At 66.7% G+C, this 17,077-nt stretch carries 13 protein-coding genes; 10 read left to right on the forward strand and 3 right to left on the reverse strand.

The window, feature by feature from the left end:
- Nucleotides 1-126: 126 nt before the first annotated feature.
- From AB0I94_RS31165 to AB0I94_RS31175, 3 genes are read left to right on the forward strand one after another with little or no spacing between them, the layout of a single operon-like run.
- Nucleotides 127-3,810, forward strand: a complete 3,684-nt coding sequence (locus AB0I94_RS31165; RefSeq protein ID WP_363313041.1) for a DEAD/DEAH box helicase family protein — start codon at nt 127-129, stop codon at nt 3,808-3,810.
- Between the two features lie 50 nt (nt 3,811-3,860).
- Nucleotides 3,861-5,276 carry a restriction endonuclease subunit S gene (locus AB0I94_RS31170; RefSeq protein WP_363313042.1) on the forward strand — a complete coding sequence of 472 codons (1,416 nt, stop codon included), beginning with the start codon at nt 3,861-3,863 and terminating at the stop codon, nt 5,274-5,276.
- 8 nt (nt 5,277-5,284) lie between these two features.
- Nucleotides 5,285-6,895 carry a class I SAM-dependent DNA methyltransferase gene (locus tag AB0I94_RS31175; protein ID WP_363313043.1) on the forward strand — a complete coding sequence of 537 codons (1,611 nt, stop codon included), beginning with the start codon at nt 5,285-5,287 and terminating at the stop codon, nt 6,893-6,895.
- A gap of 65 nt (nt 6,896-6,960) precedes the next feature.
- On the opposite strand, the gene AB0I94_RS31180 is transcribed toward AB0I94_RS31175, so the two are convergent.
- Together AB0I94_RS31180 and AB0I94_RS31185 are read right to left on the reverse strand one after the other, a co-directional pair.
- Nucleotides 6,961-7,182 (reverse strand): DUF397 domain-containing protein, encoded by a 222-nt coding sequence (locus tag AB0I94_RS31180; RefSeq protein ID WP_363313044.1) that lies wholly within the window; start codon nt 7,180-7,182, stop codon nt 6,961-6,963.
- Nucleotides 7,182-8,105, reverse strand: coding sequence for a DUF5753 domain-containing protein (locus AB0I94_RS31185; RefSeq protein ID WP_363313045.1), 924 nt, complete (start codon nt 8,103-8,105; stop codon nt 7,182-7,184). Before AB0I94_RS31185 ends, AB0I94_RS31180 begins: the two co-directional genes overlap by 1 nt.
- Before the next feature lie 93 nt (nt 8,106-8,198).
- Here AB0I94_RS31185 and AB0I94_RS31190 point away from each other — a divergent pair, with 93 nt between their 5' ends.
- The 6 genes from AB0I94_RS31190 to AB0I94_RS31215 all read left to right on the forward strand — a co-directional run bounded on the left by AB0I94_RS31190 (nt 8,199) and on the right by AB0I94_RS31215 (nt 14,754).
- Nucleotides 8,199-8,669: an ATP-binding protein gene (locus AB0I94_RS31190; protein ID WP_363313046.1), complete on the forward strand. Its 471-nt coding sequence runs from the start codon at nt 8,199-8,201 to the stop codon at nt 8,667-8,669.
- Between the two features lie 197 nt (nt 8,670-8,866).
- A complete protein-coding gene (locus AB0I94_RS31195) occupies nt 8,867-10,372 on the forward strand; it encodes an N-6 DNA methylase (RefSeq protein ID WP_363313047.1) in 1,506 nt (501 codons plus the stop codon).
- Between the two features lie 51 nt (nt 10,373-10,423).
- Complete coding sequence (locus AB0I94_RS31200) at nt 10,424-12,580, forward strand: AIPR family protein (protein ID WP_363313048.1); 2,157 nt, start codon at nt 10,424-10,426, stop codon at nt 12,578-12,580.
- A gap of 215 nt (nt 12,581-12,795) precedes the next feature.
- Nucleotides 12,796-13,515 (forward strand): 3-oxoacyl-[acyl-carrier-protein] reductase, encoded by a 720-nt coding sequence (gene fabG, locus AB0I94_RS31205; RefSeq protein WP_363313049.1) that lies wholly within the window; start codon nt 12,796-12,798, stop codon nt 13,513-13,515.
- Nucleotides 13,516-13,520: 5 nt separating this feature from the next.
- Nucleotides 13,521-14,282 (forward strand): enoyl-ACP reductase FabI, encoded by a 762-nt coding sequence (gene fabI / locus AB0I94_RS31210; protein ID WP_363313050.1) that lies wholly within the window; start codon nt 13,521-13,523, stop codon nt 14,280-14,282.
- Between the two features lie 136 nt (nt 14,283-14,418).
- Nucleotides 14,419-14,754 carry a hypothetical protein gene (locus tag AB0I94_RS31215; protein ID WP_363313051.1) on the forward strand — a complete coding sequence of 112 codons (336 nt, stop codon included), beginning with the start codon at nt 14,419-14,421 and terminating at the stop codon, nt 14,752-14,754.
- A gap of 87 nt (nt 14,755-14,841) precedes the next feature.
- Here the strand turns inward: AB0I94_RS31215 and AB0I94_RS31220 are convergent, their stop codons facing one another.
- A complete protein-coding gene (locus tag AB0I94_RS31220; RefSeq protein ID WP_363313052.1) occupies nt 14,842-15,534 on the reverse strand; it encodes a FadR/GntR family transcriptional regulator in 693 nt (230 codons plus the stop codon).
- A 126-nt stretch (nt 15,535-15,660) separates the two neighbouring features.
- On the opposite strand from AB0I94_RS31220, the gene AB0I94_RS31225 reads away from it, so the two are divergent.
- Complete coding sequence (locus AB0I94_RS31225; RefSeq protein WP_363313053.1) at nt 15,661-16,965, forward strand: MFS transporter; 1,305 nt, start codon at nt 15,661-15,663, stop codon at nt 16,963-16,965.
- Nucleotides 16,966-17,077 lie beyond the last annotated feature (112 nt).

The raw sequence follows: 17,077 nt of genomic DNA on the forward strand, positions 1-17,077 counted from the left end.
GTCACGCCGGTCGGAGCTGTAGTGCCGAAGACCGGCGAGAAAGAGCGGCCCCCGGTTAGGCTCAACGGGCGATCACACTGCGCAAACGCGACGACCTTTGCACTTTCGGAGAGGCGGTACCACCCCATGAGCAGCGCAGACGGGGCGTTGCAGGCACCAGACCCCCGACTCGAACGCCTGGCCAGGCAGTCCCGCAACTTCGGGTTCCTGCTGCCACACCTTCCGCTGCTCGTCGCGTACGGAACCGCTGCCGAGAGTCATGTCTTCAGTGACCCGAACACGTCCCTGATCAAGTCCCGTCAGTTCGGGGAAGCCATGGCGGCCGACCTGGTCAGCAGGGGCCGCGTCCGTGTGGAGGGCAGCACCCAGTTCGACCGGCTGCGGGCACTGGACAGGGAGGGGTACCTCCACGGTGACGTGAACACCGCCTTCCACGACGTGCGCGCTCTTGGCAACGACGCGAACCATGCGGGACTCGACAGCGCCGACGACGCCTTCCGCGCGCTGCGCACCTGCTTCCGCCTCGGGATCTGGTATCACCGGCTGCTCACCGGCTCGCGCGAGCAATTGCCGTTCGTGCCGCCCAGCCCGGACCGTGCCCCGGGCGCTGTGAACGAGCGCCTGCTTCAGGACGTCGCCCGAGCTCGCAGGGAGTTGGAAGAGGCCCGCCTCAGCTACCGCGACCAGGCATCCCAGGCTCAGGCGGAGCAGGCCGCCCGAGCCGCCGTCGAGCGTGAACTCGCTCAGGCGCGGGCCGAGCGCGAGGAACTGGCCCTTGCGGTCGCGGCCATGCAGGACCAGCTCACGGAGTTCCAGGCCGCCGCCGAAGCCACGCACAGTGGCCGCCGACGTGCCGACACCACTGACCGGGCCGCCGCGTCGGCCGCCGTCGCCGAGCGTGCCCGCCTGCTCGACAACGCCGAGCAGGCTTCGCGTGAACCCCTCACCGAAGTGCAGGTCCGCAAACGGCTCGACGCCATGCTCAGGGCGGCAGGCTGGGACGTCCAGGACGCCGGCGCCGACCTCAACCTCCACGTCCAGGGCGACCGGCGGGGCAACGGCGTTGCCGTCCGTGAGGTCACCACGGCCCAGGGCCGCGCCGACTACGCTCTGTACGTCGACCGCAAGCTCGTCGGTGTCGTAGAGGCCAAGCGCGAAGGCGCCGACCTGTCCGCCGCCGAGGCACAGGCCGACGGCTATGCCGATCACCTCACTGATGCCCAGCAGCGCCTCAGCGCCTGGCGCACCCCGCTCCCGTTCCGGTATGTGAGCGACGGCGGCGAGACCCGCTTCCGGTCCGTCCTCGACCCGGACTCCCGTACCCGCCGCATTTTCTCCTTCCACCAGCCGCGCACACTGGCCCGCTGGGTCCGCCAGGCCGAGGAGGACGAGCAGGCCCCCAGCTACCGGGCCCGGTTGCGCTGGCGCATGCCGGAACTCGACGAACGCCCACTGCGACCCGCGCAGATCAAGGCGGTGCGCGGTGTGGAGGAGTCAGTGGCACTCGGTAGGGGTCAGCAAGGGATGGGACAGTCCCGCTCCCTCGTCCAGATGGCCACCGGTGCGGGCAAGACGTTCACAGCGGTGACGTTCTCGTACCGGATGCTCAAGCACGCGCGAGCCGAGCGCGTCCTGTTCCTCGTCGACCGCAACAACCTCGGTGTGCAGGCCTTCGCCGAGTTCGAGAACTTCAAAACCCCCGACACCGACCGCAAGTTCGCCGACCTCTACAACGTCCAACGTCTCGGGGCGGAGGGCATGTTCGCCTCCTCCAAGGTCGTCATCTCCACCGTCCAGCGCCTCTACATGGAGCTCACGGACGCCACCTTGCCAGGTACCGAACGAGATGACGGCGAGATCGACTACGACGTCGATGTACCGGGCGTCATCGAGGTCGGCTACAACGCGGACATTCCTCCGGAGGCCTTCGACCTGATCGTCGTCGACGAGTGCCACCGCTCCATCTACGGCAAGTGGCGCTCCGTCCTCGAATACTTCGACGCCCCCATCGTCGGCCTCACCGCCACTCCTGTAGCCCAGACCTTCGGCTACTTCAACGGCAACCTGGTCAGCGAGTACTCGTACCAGGAGGCGGTGGCCGACCGCGTCAACGTCGACTTCTCCGTCTACGAGATCGAGACGCGGATAACAGTTGAGGGCGGTGTCATCGCGCACGGCACCATCCCCGTCCGCGACCGCCGCACGCGCCGCCAGCGCTACGAGGACATCGACGAGGACATCGAGTACGGCGCCAACCAGGTCGGTGTCGGAGTCATCAGCAAGGATCAGTTGCGTACGGTCGTCCAGACCTTCCGCGACCGACTGTTCACGGAGATCTTCCCCGAGCGGGGCAAACGCGACCCGGCCACGGACGCTCTGCTGTGGGACGAGACGTACGTACCCAAGACGTTGGTCTTCGCCAAGAACGACAACCATGCGGAGGAGATCGTCGAGGTCGTCCGCGACGTCTTCGGCAAGGGCAACAACTTCTGCGCGAAGATCACCAGCGCGGCACGCAACGCCGCCGAGCGCCTCTCGGCCTTCCGTAACCTCCCTGAGCTACGCATCGCGGTGACCGTCGACATGATCGCCACGGGTACGGACGTCAAGCCGCTTGAGTGCCTGCTATTCCTGAGGGACGTCAAGAGCTGGGCGTACTTCGAGCAGATGAAAGGCCGCGGTGCCCGGACTCTGTCTCTCACGGACTTCGAGAAGGTCACCCCCGGCGTTGGCCCCAAGACCCGCTTCGTGATCGTCGACGCGGTCGGCGTGACGAAGAGGCCGAAGGTCGACGCGGCGCCGCTGGAACGGCACACCGACAAACAGATCAGCCTGGAAAAGCTGCTCCGTAAGACTGCCGCGAACACCATCGAGGAAGAAGAGGTCTCCACTCTCGCGGCTCGCCTCGCCAAACTCGACATCCAGCTGACGGACGAGGAGCGCACGGAGATTCAGCGCCTGAGCGGCGGACTGGAACTGACGAAGATCGTTCACGGGATGGTCGACGCCGTTTCGGCGGACCGGCAGATGGAGACCAGGGAAGCCGCCGAGCGCGCGCGCCGAAACCCCGAGCGCGCGGTACGTGATCTCATCGAGAAGGCCGTTCAGCCACTGGCCGCCCAGCCGCCGCTGCGCGCCCGTCTGCTGGAGATGCGACGCGCGAAGGACATCCTCTACGACGAGAACGGCGCGGACGAACTGCTCCGTGCGGGCGCTGTCGTCGATGACAAGGACACGGCGGCGGAGACGGTCCGCGACTGGCGCCGGTACATCACCGACAACCGTGACGAGATCGCGGCGATGTCCATCGCGTTCAGCGCCGGCTCCGACATACCGCCGGGCGTCGCGATGAATAGGCTCAAGGATGTGGCCCGCAGCATCGCCCGCCCGCCGCGCGCCTGGACCCCGGACAGACTCTGGAAGGCGTACGAGAAGATGGGCGAGGTGGTCATAGACGAGGCCCGCCGCAAGCACACGGCCTCCGATCTGTTGGCCCTGCTCCGCTACGAACTAGCGGGTGGCGCGGAGCGGGGTGCCCCGGCTCCGCGCCCGTACGAGGAGCTTGTGCGCGAGCGGTATCGGGCGTGGATAGCCCGTCAGGAACAAGCGGGGACCCGTTTCACCGAACGTCAACGCTGGTGGCTCGACCGCATCGCCGCAGCGACAGCCGAGCGTGTACGCTTCGACACCGCTGACCTCGATTACGCCCCTTTCACTTCGCATAACGGCACGGATGGATTCATTGCCGAATTCGGTGGGACGCGGGCGGAACGCATTATTAATGAACTGGACAAGGAGCTGAGCGCGTGACGACCGACTCGGGTATGGGGCCGGGGGGTTCGGGGGCCGAGGGGGATGTCATGGGCGAGCTGCCTACGGGGTGGGTTCGGGCGACGCTCGGGGAATTGGGTGTGGAGGTACAATCGGGATTTGCCAGCGGGAAACACAACCGTGACGGCGAGGGAATCCTTCATCTCCGCCCGATGAACATCACTCGTAATGGAGTGATGGACACCCTGGATGCTCGCTACGTCGTCGATGAATCTGACCGACGCGTCGAACTGGGTGACGTCCTGTTCAACAACACGAATAGCCCGGCACTGGTCGGGAAGACGGCGTGGGTAGATTCCGCCGAGCCGCTCGCTTTCTCGAATCACATGAACCGGCTGCGCGGCCCGGAAGGGTTGGATGGAAAGTTCCTAGCTGCACAGTTGCACCACATGTGGGCAACTGGGTATTTCAAGTCGATCCTGAATAATCATGTGAACCAGGCGAGCGTGTCCCGTAAGGCTCTCCTGGATACGGCGATCGTGGTCCCGCCTCTCGCTGAACAGCACCGCATCGTCGCCAAGCTGGATGATCAGTTGGCGCATATCGAAGCGGGCGAGGCGGCCTTGGGTCTGGCCGCCGACAGCTTTGAGCACCTTATCCATGCTGCGCGTTCCCGCGATGTCTGGCCAGCAGATGGGGATTCGCTACCCGAGGGGTGGAGATGGGGTGTTGTGGGGGACGTCCTCGCAAAGATCGAGGCCGGGAGATCTTTCACTTGCCTTCCGAGAACAGCTCGCGATGATGAGTGGGGCGTCATTAAAGTCAGTGCTATGACCTGGGGTGAGTTTAGAGCTGACGAGAATAAAGCATTGCCCTTCGAACGCGAACCGAATTCTGAATATGAGATTCATAGTGGCGATATTCTCGTGAGTCGCGCGAATACTGTCGATTACGTCGGTGCTCCCGTTCTAGTCGGCGCTACCCGTCCTAAATTGATGCTCAGTGATAAGAGTCTGAGATTGGTCCCGAAAGCAGAGGTTGATAGGGATTGGCTCATCGAAGTTCTCTCGTCGCAACCGGTGCGAGCGCAGTATTCAGCGGCAGCTACAGGAACCAGCGACTCGATGCGAAATATCTCGCAGGTAACTGTTCGCTCTGCTCGGATTCCTATCCCCCCTGAAGGTGCGGGGCAGAGAGACGTGGCCACGGCTATTGCGGATACAATGAGGCTCGTGAAGCCGTTGAAACGGCCGCTGGACGAGCAGGCCCGCGAAGCTGGGCGGCTTCGTGCAGCCCTCCTCCACGCTGCATTCACCGGGGTCCTGGTTACCCAGGACCCCAACGACGAGCCCGCTTCTGCCCTCCTTGAGCGGATCCGCGCTCAGCAGGCCGCCGACACTGAGACGACCAGGCGTAAGCGCGCGCCTCGTACGACGTCCCCGGCTGCCTCCCAGACCTCCGGCCGACCGGTTTCCTCCGGCATCCAGGAAGCACTTCCCCTGTGAGCACCATCATGACCAGCAGCACCGAGAAGCCGGCCTCCGCGGATCCCGCCGAGACGGCAGCCCCTTCGGGACTCAGCGCAACTCCCGCCCCCCGCACGGCGAAAGCCAAGAACAAGGCCGTCCCAGTCACCCCGACCTCGACCTCCACCCTCGTCAACCGCCTCTGGTCGTACTGCGAACTGCTCCGCCACTCCGGCGTCTCCACCCTCGACTACGTCGAGCAGCTCACGTACCTCCTCTTCCTGAAGATGGCCGACGAGCGCGCCAACCGCCCGGCTGCCTTCCGGCGTAACGCTCCCGAACAGCCTCTCGTCCCTGAGGGCCGGGACTGGAAGAGCTTGACTACCCGGTCCGCTGAAGCGCTGCTTGATCACTATGAGTTCATCCTCAAGGACCTGGGTCAGCGCGGCGGCACCATGCTCGGTGAGGTCTTCACCAAGGCGCAAAACAAGATCCATGAACCGGCCGTCCTCGACCGCCTGATCAAGGATTTGATCGACCCAAACACCTGGACCACCGAGAAGCAGGACCTCAAGGGCGACGCCTACGAAGGCCTCCTCCAGCGCGGCGCCGAGGACCGCAAGACCGGCGCGGGCCAGTACTTCACACCCCGCCCGCTCATCGACGCCATGGTCGACTGTGTTCAGCCGAAGCTCGGCGAGACCATCACCGACCCGGCCTGCGGCACCGGCGGCTTCCTCATTGCGGCGCATGCCCACCTCGTCCAGAACTACGAGGACGAGCTGTACGGCGACAAGGGCCGTGCCCTCCAGACCGGCGCGATCACCGGTTACGAACTCGTCCGCGAGACCGGCCGCCTCGCCCTGATGAACATGCTGCTGCACGGCATCGGACACTCCGAGGCCAAGCCGCTCATCACCATCCAGGACTCCCTGGCCCGCCCCCCGAAGCGGCACTACGACATCGTGCTCGCCAACCCGCCCTTCGGCGTCGGCTCGGTGACCGGTGAGTCGTACACATCCCGTACCGACTTCTGGGTGCCGACCACCAACAAGCAGCTCAACTTCGTCCAGCACATCTACAACCTGCTGAAGACCAACGGCCGAGCCGCTCTTGTCCTCCCCGACAACGTCCTCTTCGAGGGCGGCGCCGGTGAGACCATCCGCAGGAACTTGCTCAACCTCTGCGACGTGCACACCCTCCTGCGCCTGCCGACCGGAATCTTCTACGCCAACGGTGTCAAGGCCAACGTCTTGTTCTTCGAGAAGACGGGCCAGCGCACCGGAGGTCGCCCCGGTACCCGCAAGCTCTGGGTCTACGACTTCCGCTCGGACCAGCGTTTCACGCTGAAGCAGCGACAGTTGGGCCGCCAACACCTGGATGACTTCGTCGCCGCGTACCACTCTGGTGGTACGGACTTCACCAAGCGCACGCCGAGCGACCGCTTCCGCGCGTACGACTACGACGAGTTGATGGCCCGGGACAAGGCCAACCTGGACCTCACGGTGCTCAAGTCGGGCGCCTCAACCAAGAAGTACGCGTCGCCGGACGTGATCGCCCAGGAGATTGTCGACGAACTCGAAGTGGCACTGGCTGAGTTCACGGCCGTAGCCCGAGCCCTGAAGAAGGACGCGTCGCCGTCGGCCGATGACAAGTAGGCATGGCGATGGGCCGGTGGTTCTTCGAGAACCACCGGCCCATCGCTGTTTCCTCCTCTACGAGCTCATAGCTCGCCCGCGATCACTCCTGCTCGGAACGCGGCCCACTCCGACGCGGTGAACCGCAGCGGTTCCCGCTCCGTGTTCTTCGAGTCACGTACGGCCCGTGCACCGTGCGGCAGCTCGGCGACCTCGACGCAGTCGTTCTCGGCTCCACTGGCTGTTGCCTTGCGCCAGACGGCGTCATCGAGGTCTTGTTCGTACAGCTCAGTCTTGCGGTCGGTCACTAACGGAGGCCTTCTTCCAGCTCGGCGATGTGTACGAGTGAGTCCTCGACAGGCAAGGCGGTTGCGCGAATGCGTTCGTACGCCCGCTCGAAGGGGACCGCGTCTTCGCCTTCAACGTACGTGGCTCCGCCTGGGTTCTCCAAGAGGACGACGCTGGGTAGCGGTGCCCGGAACTTGGTGAGGGAGAAGCCGCCCTCAAGCCCTGGATGGGGAGTTGCGCTGAGAGGCATCAACTGCACCGTCACGTTGGGGAGTTCTGCGGTCTCGCGTAGTCTGCGCAACTGCTCGCGCATGGTGCCGGGCCGGCTCGCGAATCTCAGGTGCAGCGCCGCCTCGTGGATGATGGCCCAGAACTCCAGAGGGGCGCCGGGCCGGCTGAGCACGGATTGGCGAGCCATACGCACCTCCGCCAGTGCCGTGACCTCTTCGGCGCTTCGAGTGGTGGTGATCCCGGCGATCGTCTCGCGCGCGTAGGCGGCGTTCTGCAGCAGCCCCGGAATCAGTAGCGGCGACCAGGAGCACACCACCTCAGCGTCCGTTTCCAGCGAGATGTAATCCGCGTACAGAGGGCTGACGACTTGCGAATAGGCCTGCCACCAGCCCTTCTTTGCGGCGTCGTTCCTCAGCTGCTCCAAGACGCTGCGGACCTCGCGGTCGTTCACTCCGTAGACCGTGAGCAGCTTGTCCAGGTCGGCAGGTCGGATCGCCTGTACGGCATTTTCGATTTTCGACATCTTCGGGCTCTGCCACGCCATCGCGGAGGCGGCGCGGTCCAGGCTCAAACCGGCCTCGTTGCGGAGCCTGCGTAGTGCCCCTCCTAGGCGGCGACGTCTGACGGTTGGGGCCAAGGGGGCGTTCGGCATGCTGACATGTTGCCATTCTTGCGACGCCTCCACGGCGTGCAGGGAGAAACTGTCACCCATTCGGGTAGAAAGGTTGCGATTTAAAGGGAGGGGAAGTCATTCTCAAGGCATCGCAAGGCGACGAAAGTTCACCTCCGACGTCAGGAGTCCCCCATGTCTCACTCCCTCGGCTGGTACCACACCCCCACCCCCACCGGCTTCGTCCTCCATCTCTCCGCCACCCCTGACCACCTCCGTGCCACCCGCGCCCTCATCGGCAAGACGCTGGCCGACGCCGGAGCGGACGAAGGCCAGTCGTACGCCGTGCAGTTGGTGATGTCTGAGCTGTTCGGGAACGCGGTCCGTGCCTGCGGTGACTTCGTGCCGCTCGTCGCCGAGGTGGCGGTCGAGCCGCCGCAGAGGTTCGGCGGCGGTGCGGAGCGAGGCGTCAGGGTCAGGCTGCACGACCCATATCGCCTGGCGCTCCCCGTGCGAGCCTACGTACGGCTGGATGATCTCGAGGTGGAGTCGGGGCGCGGGCTGCCGCTGGTCGATCTGCTCGCCCCGGGGTGGCGGGTCGCGGGCACGCCGGTCGGCAAGCAGGTGCGCTGCCGGATTCCGGCGCAGGGGGAGAGCGGCGCCTGACAGGTTAAAAAGCTCTGCTCACAACCCCAGGTGCCAAGGTTGTGCCTACGATGGAGGGGAGTTGATCGCCTGCGGCTCGTTCGGCCGGTCCTGATGTGTTCTCAGAGCGCTTCGTCGCCGGTTCCGACGCTGCCGGAACAGGGGGGTGGCCCGTCGGCGTATCCACTCGGTCCGGGACGTTCGAGAACGGGTGGGGAATGGCGACGGAGCGCGACACCATCGGGGCGAGAGGGCCGGAGAGCCGTTGGACGGGGAAGGGGATCTTCGAGCGCTGGAAGCGATTCTACGAGCAGAGGACCAGTGAGCGAGGACTGACCCGGCTGGAGTTCACCGAGCACATCGGGTATCTGCTCTTCCTCAAGCTCGACCATGAACGCGCCCAGCGCGCAGGAGTGTTCGCGACCCAGCCGATCGCCCCGGCGGACAGTTGGCCACGCCTCGTACTGGCCAGTGGTGAGGATCTGCACCGTGACCTCGCCGCGTTGTTGACCGAACTCGGCAAGCCGAACCCGCCGGACCCCCGCCGGGCCATCGCGAGCGTCGTCTTCCAGGACTCCCGCCCCTGGCCCGCAGACAAGATGGCGGAACTCGGACGACTGATCGTCGAGGAGTTCGACCCTTACAGGTGGTCGGGCGTGAACCAGGATGAACTTGGTACCGCCTACTCCCTGCTGATTGCCGAATGCCGTGACGACATCCGGGCCAAGCGGGAGACGGGCCAGTTCCTCACCCCGCCTTACCTGCTCAAGGTTATTGCGAAGGCCCTCGCCGTCACCCCGCAGGACCGCGTGGTCGATGCCGCCGTCGGCGTCGGCACCAGCCTCATAGCCGCTCATCGTGAGATGGCCGCGCACGGGGGCCGTGTCGACGCCGCCGCCATCGCCGGTGCTGACATCGACGTACAGATGTGCCGCCTGGCCGCGATGAACGTGCTCCTCAACACCGGCCGTCCGTTCCACGACGTACCCCCGATACTGCGTGACGACTCTCTCAAGGAGAAGGAACGCGTGGTACGTCGGCACGAGCGGGATGTGGCCGCCACGGTCGCTATTTGCAACCCGCCGTTCAGGAGTGTTGAGACGAACACCGAGCGGCGGGACGACTTCTGGGCGCAGAACGCGACTCTGCCCGCCAATTTCCTCCAGCATCTGGCCATCACCCTGCCGCAGGGAGCCAGAGCGGCCATATTTGTCCCCGACGGGGTGCTGTTCCACGGCGGGGCGGCGGCCACCATCCGCAAAAGGCTCTTGAAGTACTGCGATGTGCACACCCTGCTGCGGCTGCCTACCGGCATGTTCCACGACACCGGCTCCAAGACGAACGTGCTGTTCTTCACCAAGTCCGTACCGCGCCCGACCGACGAGCCGGCCACCGACGAGCTGTGGGTCTACGACGTTCGTGACCGCCACCATACGAACACCGAGAACCCGCTTACCGAGGACGACTTCGCGGAGTTCCTGGAGGCGTACCGACCTGGCGACGAAGGGGTGTCCGGCCGTACGGAATCGGAGCGTTTCAAGCGCTACGACCGTGACGCCATCCGTCGGATACTGGACAGCTCCAGCGCCAGCCTTGATCTGAAGGCCCATCTCGCCGCCGCATCGGACGACTTCGGCGATCCGCGCGACATCGCGCAGTCGATCGTGAACCATCTCGGCGACGCGCAGCGGAGCTTCCAGGTGGTACTGGACTCCCTCAGCTGATGCTCCCTTACAGCCCCCTTCGCCGCTCGTAGCCGGCCGGACAGGAAGACTATGAACGCGACTCCCCAGCACCCCGTCGTCCCCGCTCCGGTCCGTCAGACACAGCGTGCCTTCGACGAGACGTATACCGGTCTCATCGACGTGAGCGACTTCGGTAATCGGCCGCCGGAGAAGACCAAGCCCGCATTCCGCTCCCGCGCCTTGGCGGCGCACGCCGTGCGCATTATGACGGGGTGGACCCCCGAGCAGGCGGCCGACTGCGTCATCGACGGCGGCCAGGACCAGGGCATCGACGCCATCGCCATCGACGAGGCGGCGGCACACATTTACCTCGTACAGGCCAAGTGGAGTCCGGAGGGGACGGCCAAGGCGGACGAGACCGCGGTGCACAAGCTTTTCGCGGGACTGACCCTCATCGACTCCGGAGAGGCTGCCCAGTTCAACCCCCGTGGACAGATCCTTGCCAAGCGGGCACATGACCTTATCGGCGAGAAGACCACCCGGATCACGCAAGTGATCGCCCTCATGGGGACCAAACTGCCTTCGCCGGGCGTACGACAGGTCATCAAGAACGGCGAGGTGGAGTTCAACTCCCATGGAGATTACGTCGATCACCGGTTCCTGCACGCTCCGGACATCCACGCTCTGGTTCTGAAGGATCAGCGAAGCGAACCCGTCACGCTGGAAGCGCTGCTTCAACCCTGGTTCAGCGTGTCCTCGCCCTACCTCTCCTACGAGGGAGTCATGCAGGCGGAAGAGGTCGCGAGCTGGGCCGAGCATGGCAACGAGCTGTTCGTCCGCAACATCCGCAACCCGCTGGGGCTGACCCCCATCAACAAGGAACTGGTAGACACCCTCACTGACGAGCCGTCCCACTTCTGGTACTTCAACAACGGGGTCACGGTCCTGTGCGACTCCGTGGAAGTGGTGACCGGATCGCAGAAGTTCCCCGAGCGTCACGCCGTCCGCCTCACGGCACACGGCGCCAGCGTGGTGAACGGCGCACAGACCGTACGCTCTGTCATCGACGCCGCGCAGAAGGCCGAGGAAGCCGGACTCGCCCAGGTCACTGTCCGTTTCATCGTCACCGGCGGCGACACCGAGTTCGCCAACCGCACCACGCAGGCCACCAACCGGCAGAACCACATCACCGAGCGAGACCGCATTGCCCTCGACCCCGTCCAGGCGGTGCTCATCGAAGAATTCCGTGCTGAGTTCGGACTCGTGTACAGCGTGCGCCGCAGCGAACTCGAACCGCAGGACGACGAGGGCTGCTCCGTCGTAGAAGCCGCGTGCGCGCTCGCCTGCGCCCACAGCGGCAGCCGGTTCGTGGCCCGGCTCGTCGCGTCCGGCTCCACCGACGTGCTGTGGGAACGGGGAAGCAGCGGTATCTACGACCCCCTCTTTCGCTCCGTGCCCAGCGTGTACGAAACCTGGAACGCCGTGAACGTCCTACGGGCGGTACGTACGGCTTTGCGTACGGAACGCGAACAGTACGCGGGGCGAGCGGCTGCAGTCATCGACGACGGCACCTTCCTCGTCACCCACCTGGTGTTCCGGCAGTTGCTCGTCCAGGACGCCGGCATGGGCGAGCCGGACCAGTCGCTCGCTTGGGCTGCCGCAGCCGTGGGGCAAGTGCCCGACCTGGTCAAGCGCACCGTCCCGATGCTTGTGCAGGCCCTGGACGAGGAGGTGGGAACCCGATCGAGTCTCCAGCGCGTGTGCGCTGACCCAGGGCAGGCCGCCGACCTCGTGACCACGGTCCTCACAGCCCTCGAAGGCGGCGGGACCGAGGACGCAGCCGCGAAGTACCGGCGTCAGGAGAACAAGCCACGCAAGCGCCGTAGGCCCAACGCGGTGCATGTCATCGTCAACAGCGCTGCCCTGGACGAAGGGGCGCCCCTTCATCTGGCCCTGTATCTACAGCCGGAGAAGGACGCGTTGGCCGCATGGCTCGATGCGAACCCGCGCAGGGCGCTCGCAAAGTGGACCAACACCAACCGGGCGCGCCCGATCGTCTGGTCCGCCGACGGCCTCGCGTACTCGCCCAGCGGGCTGATCGCACGGATGTGGGAGCTGGCCGAATGGGAAGGACGTCCCGTCTCGAACCAGGGCACCGCTCGCTGGGCCACCCAGGACGGAGAGACGCTCGCCATCCTCGCCCGGCGGCTTCTCGACGGTATGGAAGAGGAGAAGGACGCCGAGTAGGCGGCCGAGTGGCACGGAGATCCCCAGGCCGTGACGCCGCCCGCGAGGCCAGGCTGACCGCGCACGCACCCAGCGTGGCGGACTGGCGGAAGGCGTGTCGACTGTAGAGACCCGACAGTGAGTCCGGTGCGCCACTGTCGGTCGCCGATTCTCCGTATGGAGCACCGTACCGATAGGTTTTCGAGGTACCAGACCGCTATCGAAAGGGTGATCCGTTGAGCCGCTCGGTTCTCGTCACCGGAGGAAACCGGGGCATCGGCCTCGCCATCGCCCGCGTCTTCGCCGACGCCGGCGATCAGGTCGCGATCACCTACCGCTCGGGTGAGCCGCCCCAGGCCCTCACGGAGCTCGGAGTCCTCGCCGTCAAGTGCGACATCACTGACTCCGAGCAGGTGGAGCAGGCCTACAAGGAGATCGAGGAGAAGCACGGTCCGGTGGAGATCCTGGTGGCCAACGCCGGGATCACCAAGGACCAGCTCCTCATGCGGATGTCCGAGGAGGACTTCACGTCCGTTCTCGACACCAACCTCACCGGCACCTTCCGTGTCGTCAAGCGCGCCAACCGCGGCATGCTGCGCGCCAAGAAGGGCCGCGTCGTGCTGATCTCCTCCGTCGTCGGCCTGATGGGCGGTCCGGGACAGGCGAACTACGCCGCCTCCAAGGCGGGCCTGGTCGGCTTCGCGCGCTCGCTCGCCCGTGAGCTCGGGTCGCGCAACCTCACTTTCAACGTCGTGGCGCCCGGTTTCGTCGACACCGACATGACCAAGGCGCTCACCGACGAGCAGCGGTCGAACATCATGGCGCAGGTGCCGCTCGGCCGTTACGCGCAGCCCGAGGAGATCGCCGCCGCGGTGAAGTTCCTCGCCTCGGACGACGCGTCGTACATCACTGGAGCCGTCATCCCCGTTGACGGCGGATTGGGCATGGGTCACTGATCACCATGAGCGGAATTCTCGACGGCAAGAAGATTTTGATCACGGGCGTCCTGATGGAGTCGTCCATCGCGTTCCACGCGGCCAAGGTCGCGCAGGAGCAGGGCGCCGAGATCATCCTCACCGCCTTCCCGCGCCCCACGCTCACCGAGCGCATCGCCAAGAAGCTGCCCAAGCCCGCCAAGGTCATCGAGCTCGACGTGACCAACCAGGAGCACCTCGACCGGCTCGCGGGCCTGGTCAACGACGAGCTCGGCGGCCTCGACGGCGTCGTGCACTCCATCGGCTTCGCCCCGCAGGGTGCCTTCAACTTCCTCGAGGCGTCCTTCGACGACGTCGCGACGGCCATGCACGTCTCGGCGTTCTCCCTGAAGTCGCTCACCATGGCGTGCCGTCCGCTGTTCGAGGGCGGCGCCTCGGTCGTCGGCCTCACCTTCGACGCGCAGTTCGCCTGGCCGAAGTACGACTGGATGGGCCCGGCCAAGGCCGCCCTGGAGGCCACCAGCCGCTACCTCGCCCGCGATCTGGGCAAGGAGAACATCCGCTGCAACATGATCTCGGCGGGCCCGATCGGTTCCATGGCGGCCAAGTCCATCCCGGGCTTCGCCGACCTCGCGGACGTGTGGAACACCCGCTCCCCGCTGGACTGGGACATGGCCGACCCGGAGCCCGCGGGCCGCGGCATCGTCGCGCTGCTCTCGGACTTCTTCCCGAAGACGACCGGCGAGATCATCCACGTCGACGGCGGCGTGCACATGATGGGTGCCTGAGCAGCCATCTCGTACGCTTCTGACGCCCCGTCCCCCGCGCCGTGCGGGAGGCGGGGCGTCGCCCGTTCGGCCCACTGACCAGGCGCGGTCGGTACGGGACCGCGCACCCTGAGGTGTGCGCCCGTCACCTCCTGCGGTGCTCGCCGCTCTCTCCCTGCTGATCGCCCTGCCGTACGGCGCCGCGTCACATGCCGTCTCAGAGGCGAAGCCCCCACGCGCGCGCGTGGAGACCGTCGAACCGCGGCCCTTCGGCTCGGAGTGCCGCACCAGCGTCGAGGGCTCGGACGCGGTCGTGTACTGCCACAACCCGTACCCCGAGACGGACCGGGTGCGGCTGCACGTGGAGTGCGAGAAGTGGTGGGACATCGACAGCGACGGCGTGTCCGTCGAGGCCGGGCCCGCGCAGACCGTGCGCCTCACCGGACGGTGCTGGAAGGAGATCCGGGCCGTCTGGGTCAGCCACGAGAAGTGAAGGCCAAGGGCGAGCGGCCCTCAACGGTTTCGGTTCAGGGGCGAACGCGTCCCATCGCGTCTCCCACTGCGTCTTCCTCTGAGCGGATCACGGCCGCGCGGGACCGTCGAACAGCTCCCGGCGGCACATGAAGGGGTAGCCCGCCGCCTCCTTGGCCGCCGCCTCCGCGTCGTTCTCGCGGATCGCGTCGACGAGCCGGGCGTGGTCCATGTGGCTCTCGGGGGTCAGCTCCTCGCCGATGTCCTCGCGCAGCCAGTCCACCAGGACCTCGCCGAGGTCCGCGTACATGGCCGTCATCGCGTCGTTGTGGGACGCGGCCACGACGGCCAGGTGGAAGGTCGCGTCGGCCGCCACGAAGGCCTCGGCGTCACCTGATGCCCAGGCCGCCTCGCGGCGCTCCAGGAGGGCGTCCAGCTGCCTGAGGTCGCGCTCCGTGCGGCGCTGCGCGGCCAGCTTCGCCGCGCTCGACTCCAGCGTGCTGCGCAGCTCCGCGATGTGCCGCGGATCGGTGCCGGCGAACCTGCGCTGCATGACGCCGGCCAGTTCGCTCGTCGCGACCACGTAGGTGCCGGAGCCCTGGCGGATGTCGAGGAGGCCGTTGTGCGCGAGGGCGCGGACCGCCTCCCGGACGGTGTTGCGCGCCACGCCCAGCTGCTCGACCAGCTCGGGCTCGGTGGGGATGCGGGAGCCGACCGGCCACTCGCCCGAGGAGATCTGGTTGCGCAGCTCGGCGATGACCTGCTCGGAGAGCGCCGATCGGTGAGGGGTGGTCAGCGGCATGACGTTCCTTCGTGCGCGGGATGACGGGCGGGACCGTGACGGGCGGGACCGTGCGGGACGAGGTTACGGAAGATGTGACGCGATCGGATTGGACAGCCAATCATCCCATGATTCTATGATGGCTCCATGGCTAGTGAGGAAACCAGGACGATGACACCGGCACCGACGACACCGATACGTACCGACGCGGCGCACGGGGCAGCGAAGAAACAGCCCCCCACGCGCGCGTGGGCGACGCGTCTCGTCATGGTCGGCATCGTCCTCGCCGCCCTCAACCTCCGTCCGGCCATCACCAGCCTCGGTTCGCTCCTCGAAGAGGTACGCGACGGGCTCGGCATGAGCGGCACGCTCGCCGGGCTGCTCACCTCGGTCCCGCCGCTCTGCTTCGCGGTCTTCGGAGTGATGGCACCACGGCTCGCCCGCCGGTTCGGCCCCAGCGCGGTGGTCTGCGCGGGCATGGTCGCCATCGCCACGGGCCTGGCGATCCGCCCCTTCCTTGGCGGCACCGTCGGCTTCCTCGCCGCGAGCGCGCTCGCCCTCATGGGCATCGCGGTCAGCAACGTCCTGATGCCGGTGATCGTCAAGCGCTGGTTCCCCGACCGGGTCGGCTCGATGACCGGGCTCTACTCGATGGCGCTCGCCCTCGGCACCTCGCTGGCCGCGGCCATCACCGTGCCCATGACCGATGCGCTGGGCGGCAGTTGGCAGAACGGCCTCGTGGTGTGGGCGGCGCTCGCCGTCGTCGCCATCGTGCCCTGGGTGCCGCTCGTACGGGACCGGAGCGCCGCGTCGGCCGCTCCGGAGCACGTCAGCTCCGAGGTGCGCCAGGAAGACGCGGGACTGCGCATCACCCGCAGCCGTACGGCGTGGGCGCTCGCCTGTTTCTTCGGGCTCCAGGCCACGGCCGCGTACATCACGATGGGCTGGATGCCGCAGATCTTCCGTGACGCCGGGGTCCCGGCGGGGGAGGCCGGCGTGCTCCTCGCCGTCACCATGGCGATGGGCGTGCCGCTGGCCTTCGTGATCCCGCGGGTCGCCACCCGGCTGCCGAACCAGGGCCCCGTGGTGGTCGTGCTCGGCGTCTGCGGCCTCGCCGGATACGCGGGCCTGTACCTCGCCCCCGAGAGCGGCGCCTGGGCGTGGGCCCTGCTGCTCGGCGTCTCCAACTGCGCCTTCCCGCTGGCCCTCACGATGGTCGGCATGCGGGCCAAGAGCAGTGTGGGCGTCGCCAAGCTCTCGGCCTTCGCGCAGAGCACGGGCTACCTGATCTCGATTCCCGGGCCGCTCCTGGTGGGCGTGCTCTACCAGCACAGCGGCGGCTGGGGCCTGCCGATCGCGCTCATGGCGGGCCTGATGGTGCCGCAGATCGTGGTGGGCGTCCTGGCCGGCCGCAACCGCACGGTCGAGGACGAGGTCGCGGCGGCCGCTTGACGCGGGTGCTTGACGCGGGCGCCTTAATGCCGACGGCGGTCGCGGGCGCCTGGCGCGGGCGGCGGTGGCGGGTGTCGGGCGCGGGCGGCGGTCGTTCCCGGAACCCCGGCGG

It is taken from the genome of Streptomyces sp. NPDC050147 (assembly GCF_040660195.1).
Lineage (GTDB): Bacteria > Actinomycetota > Actinomycetes > Streptomycetales > Streptomycetaceae > Streptomyces.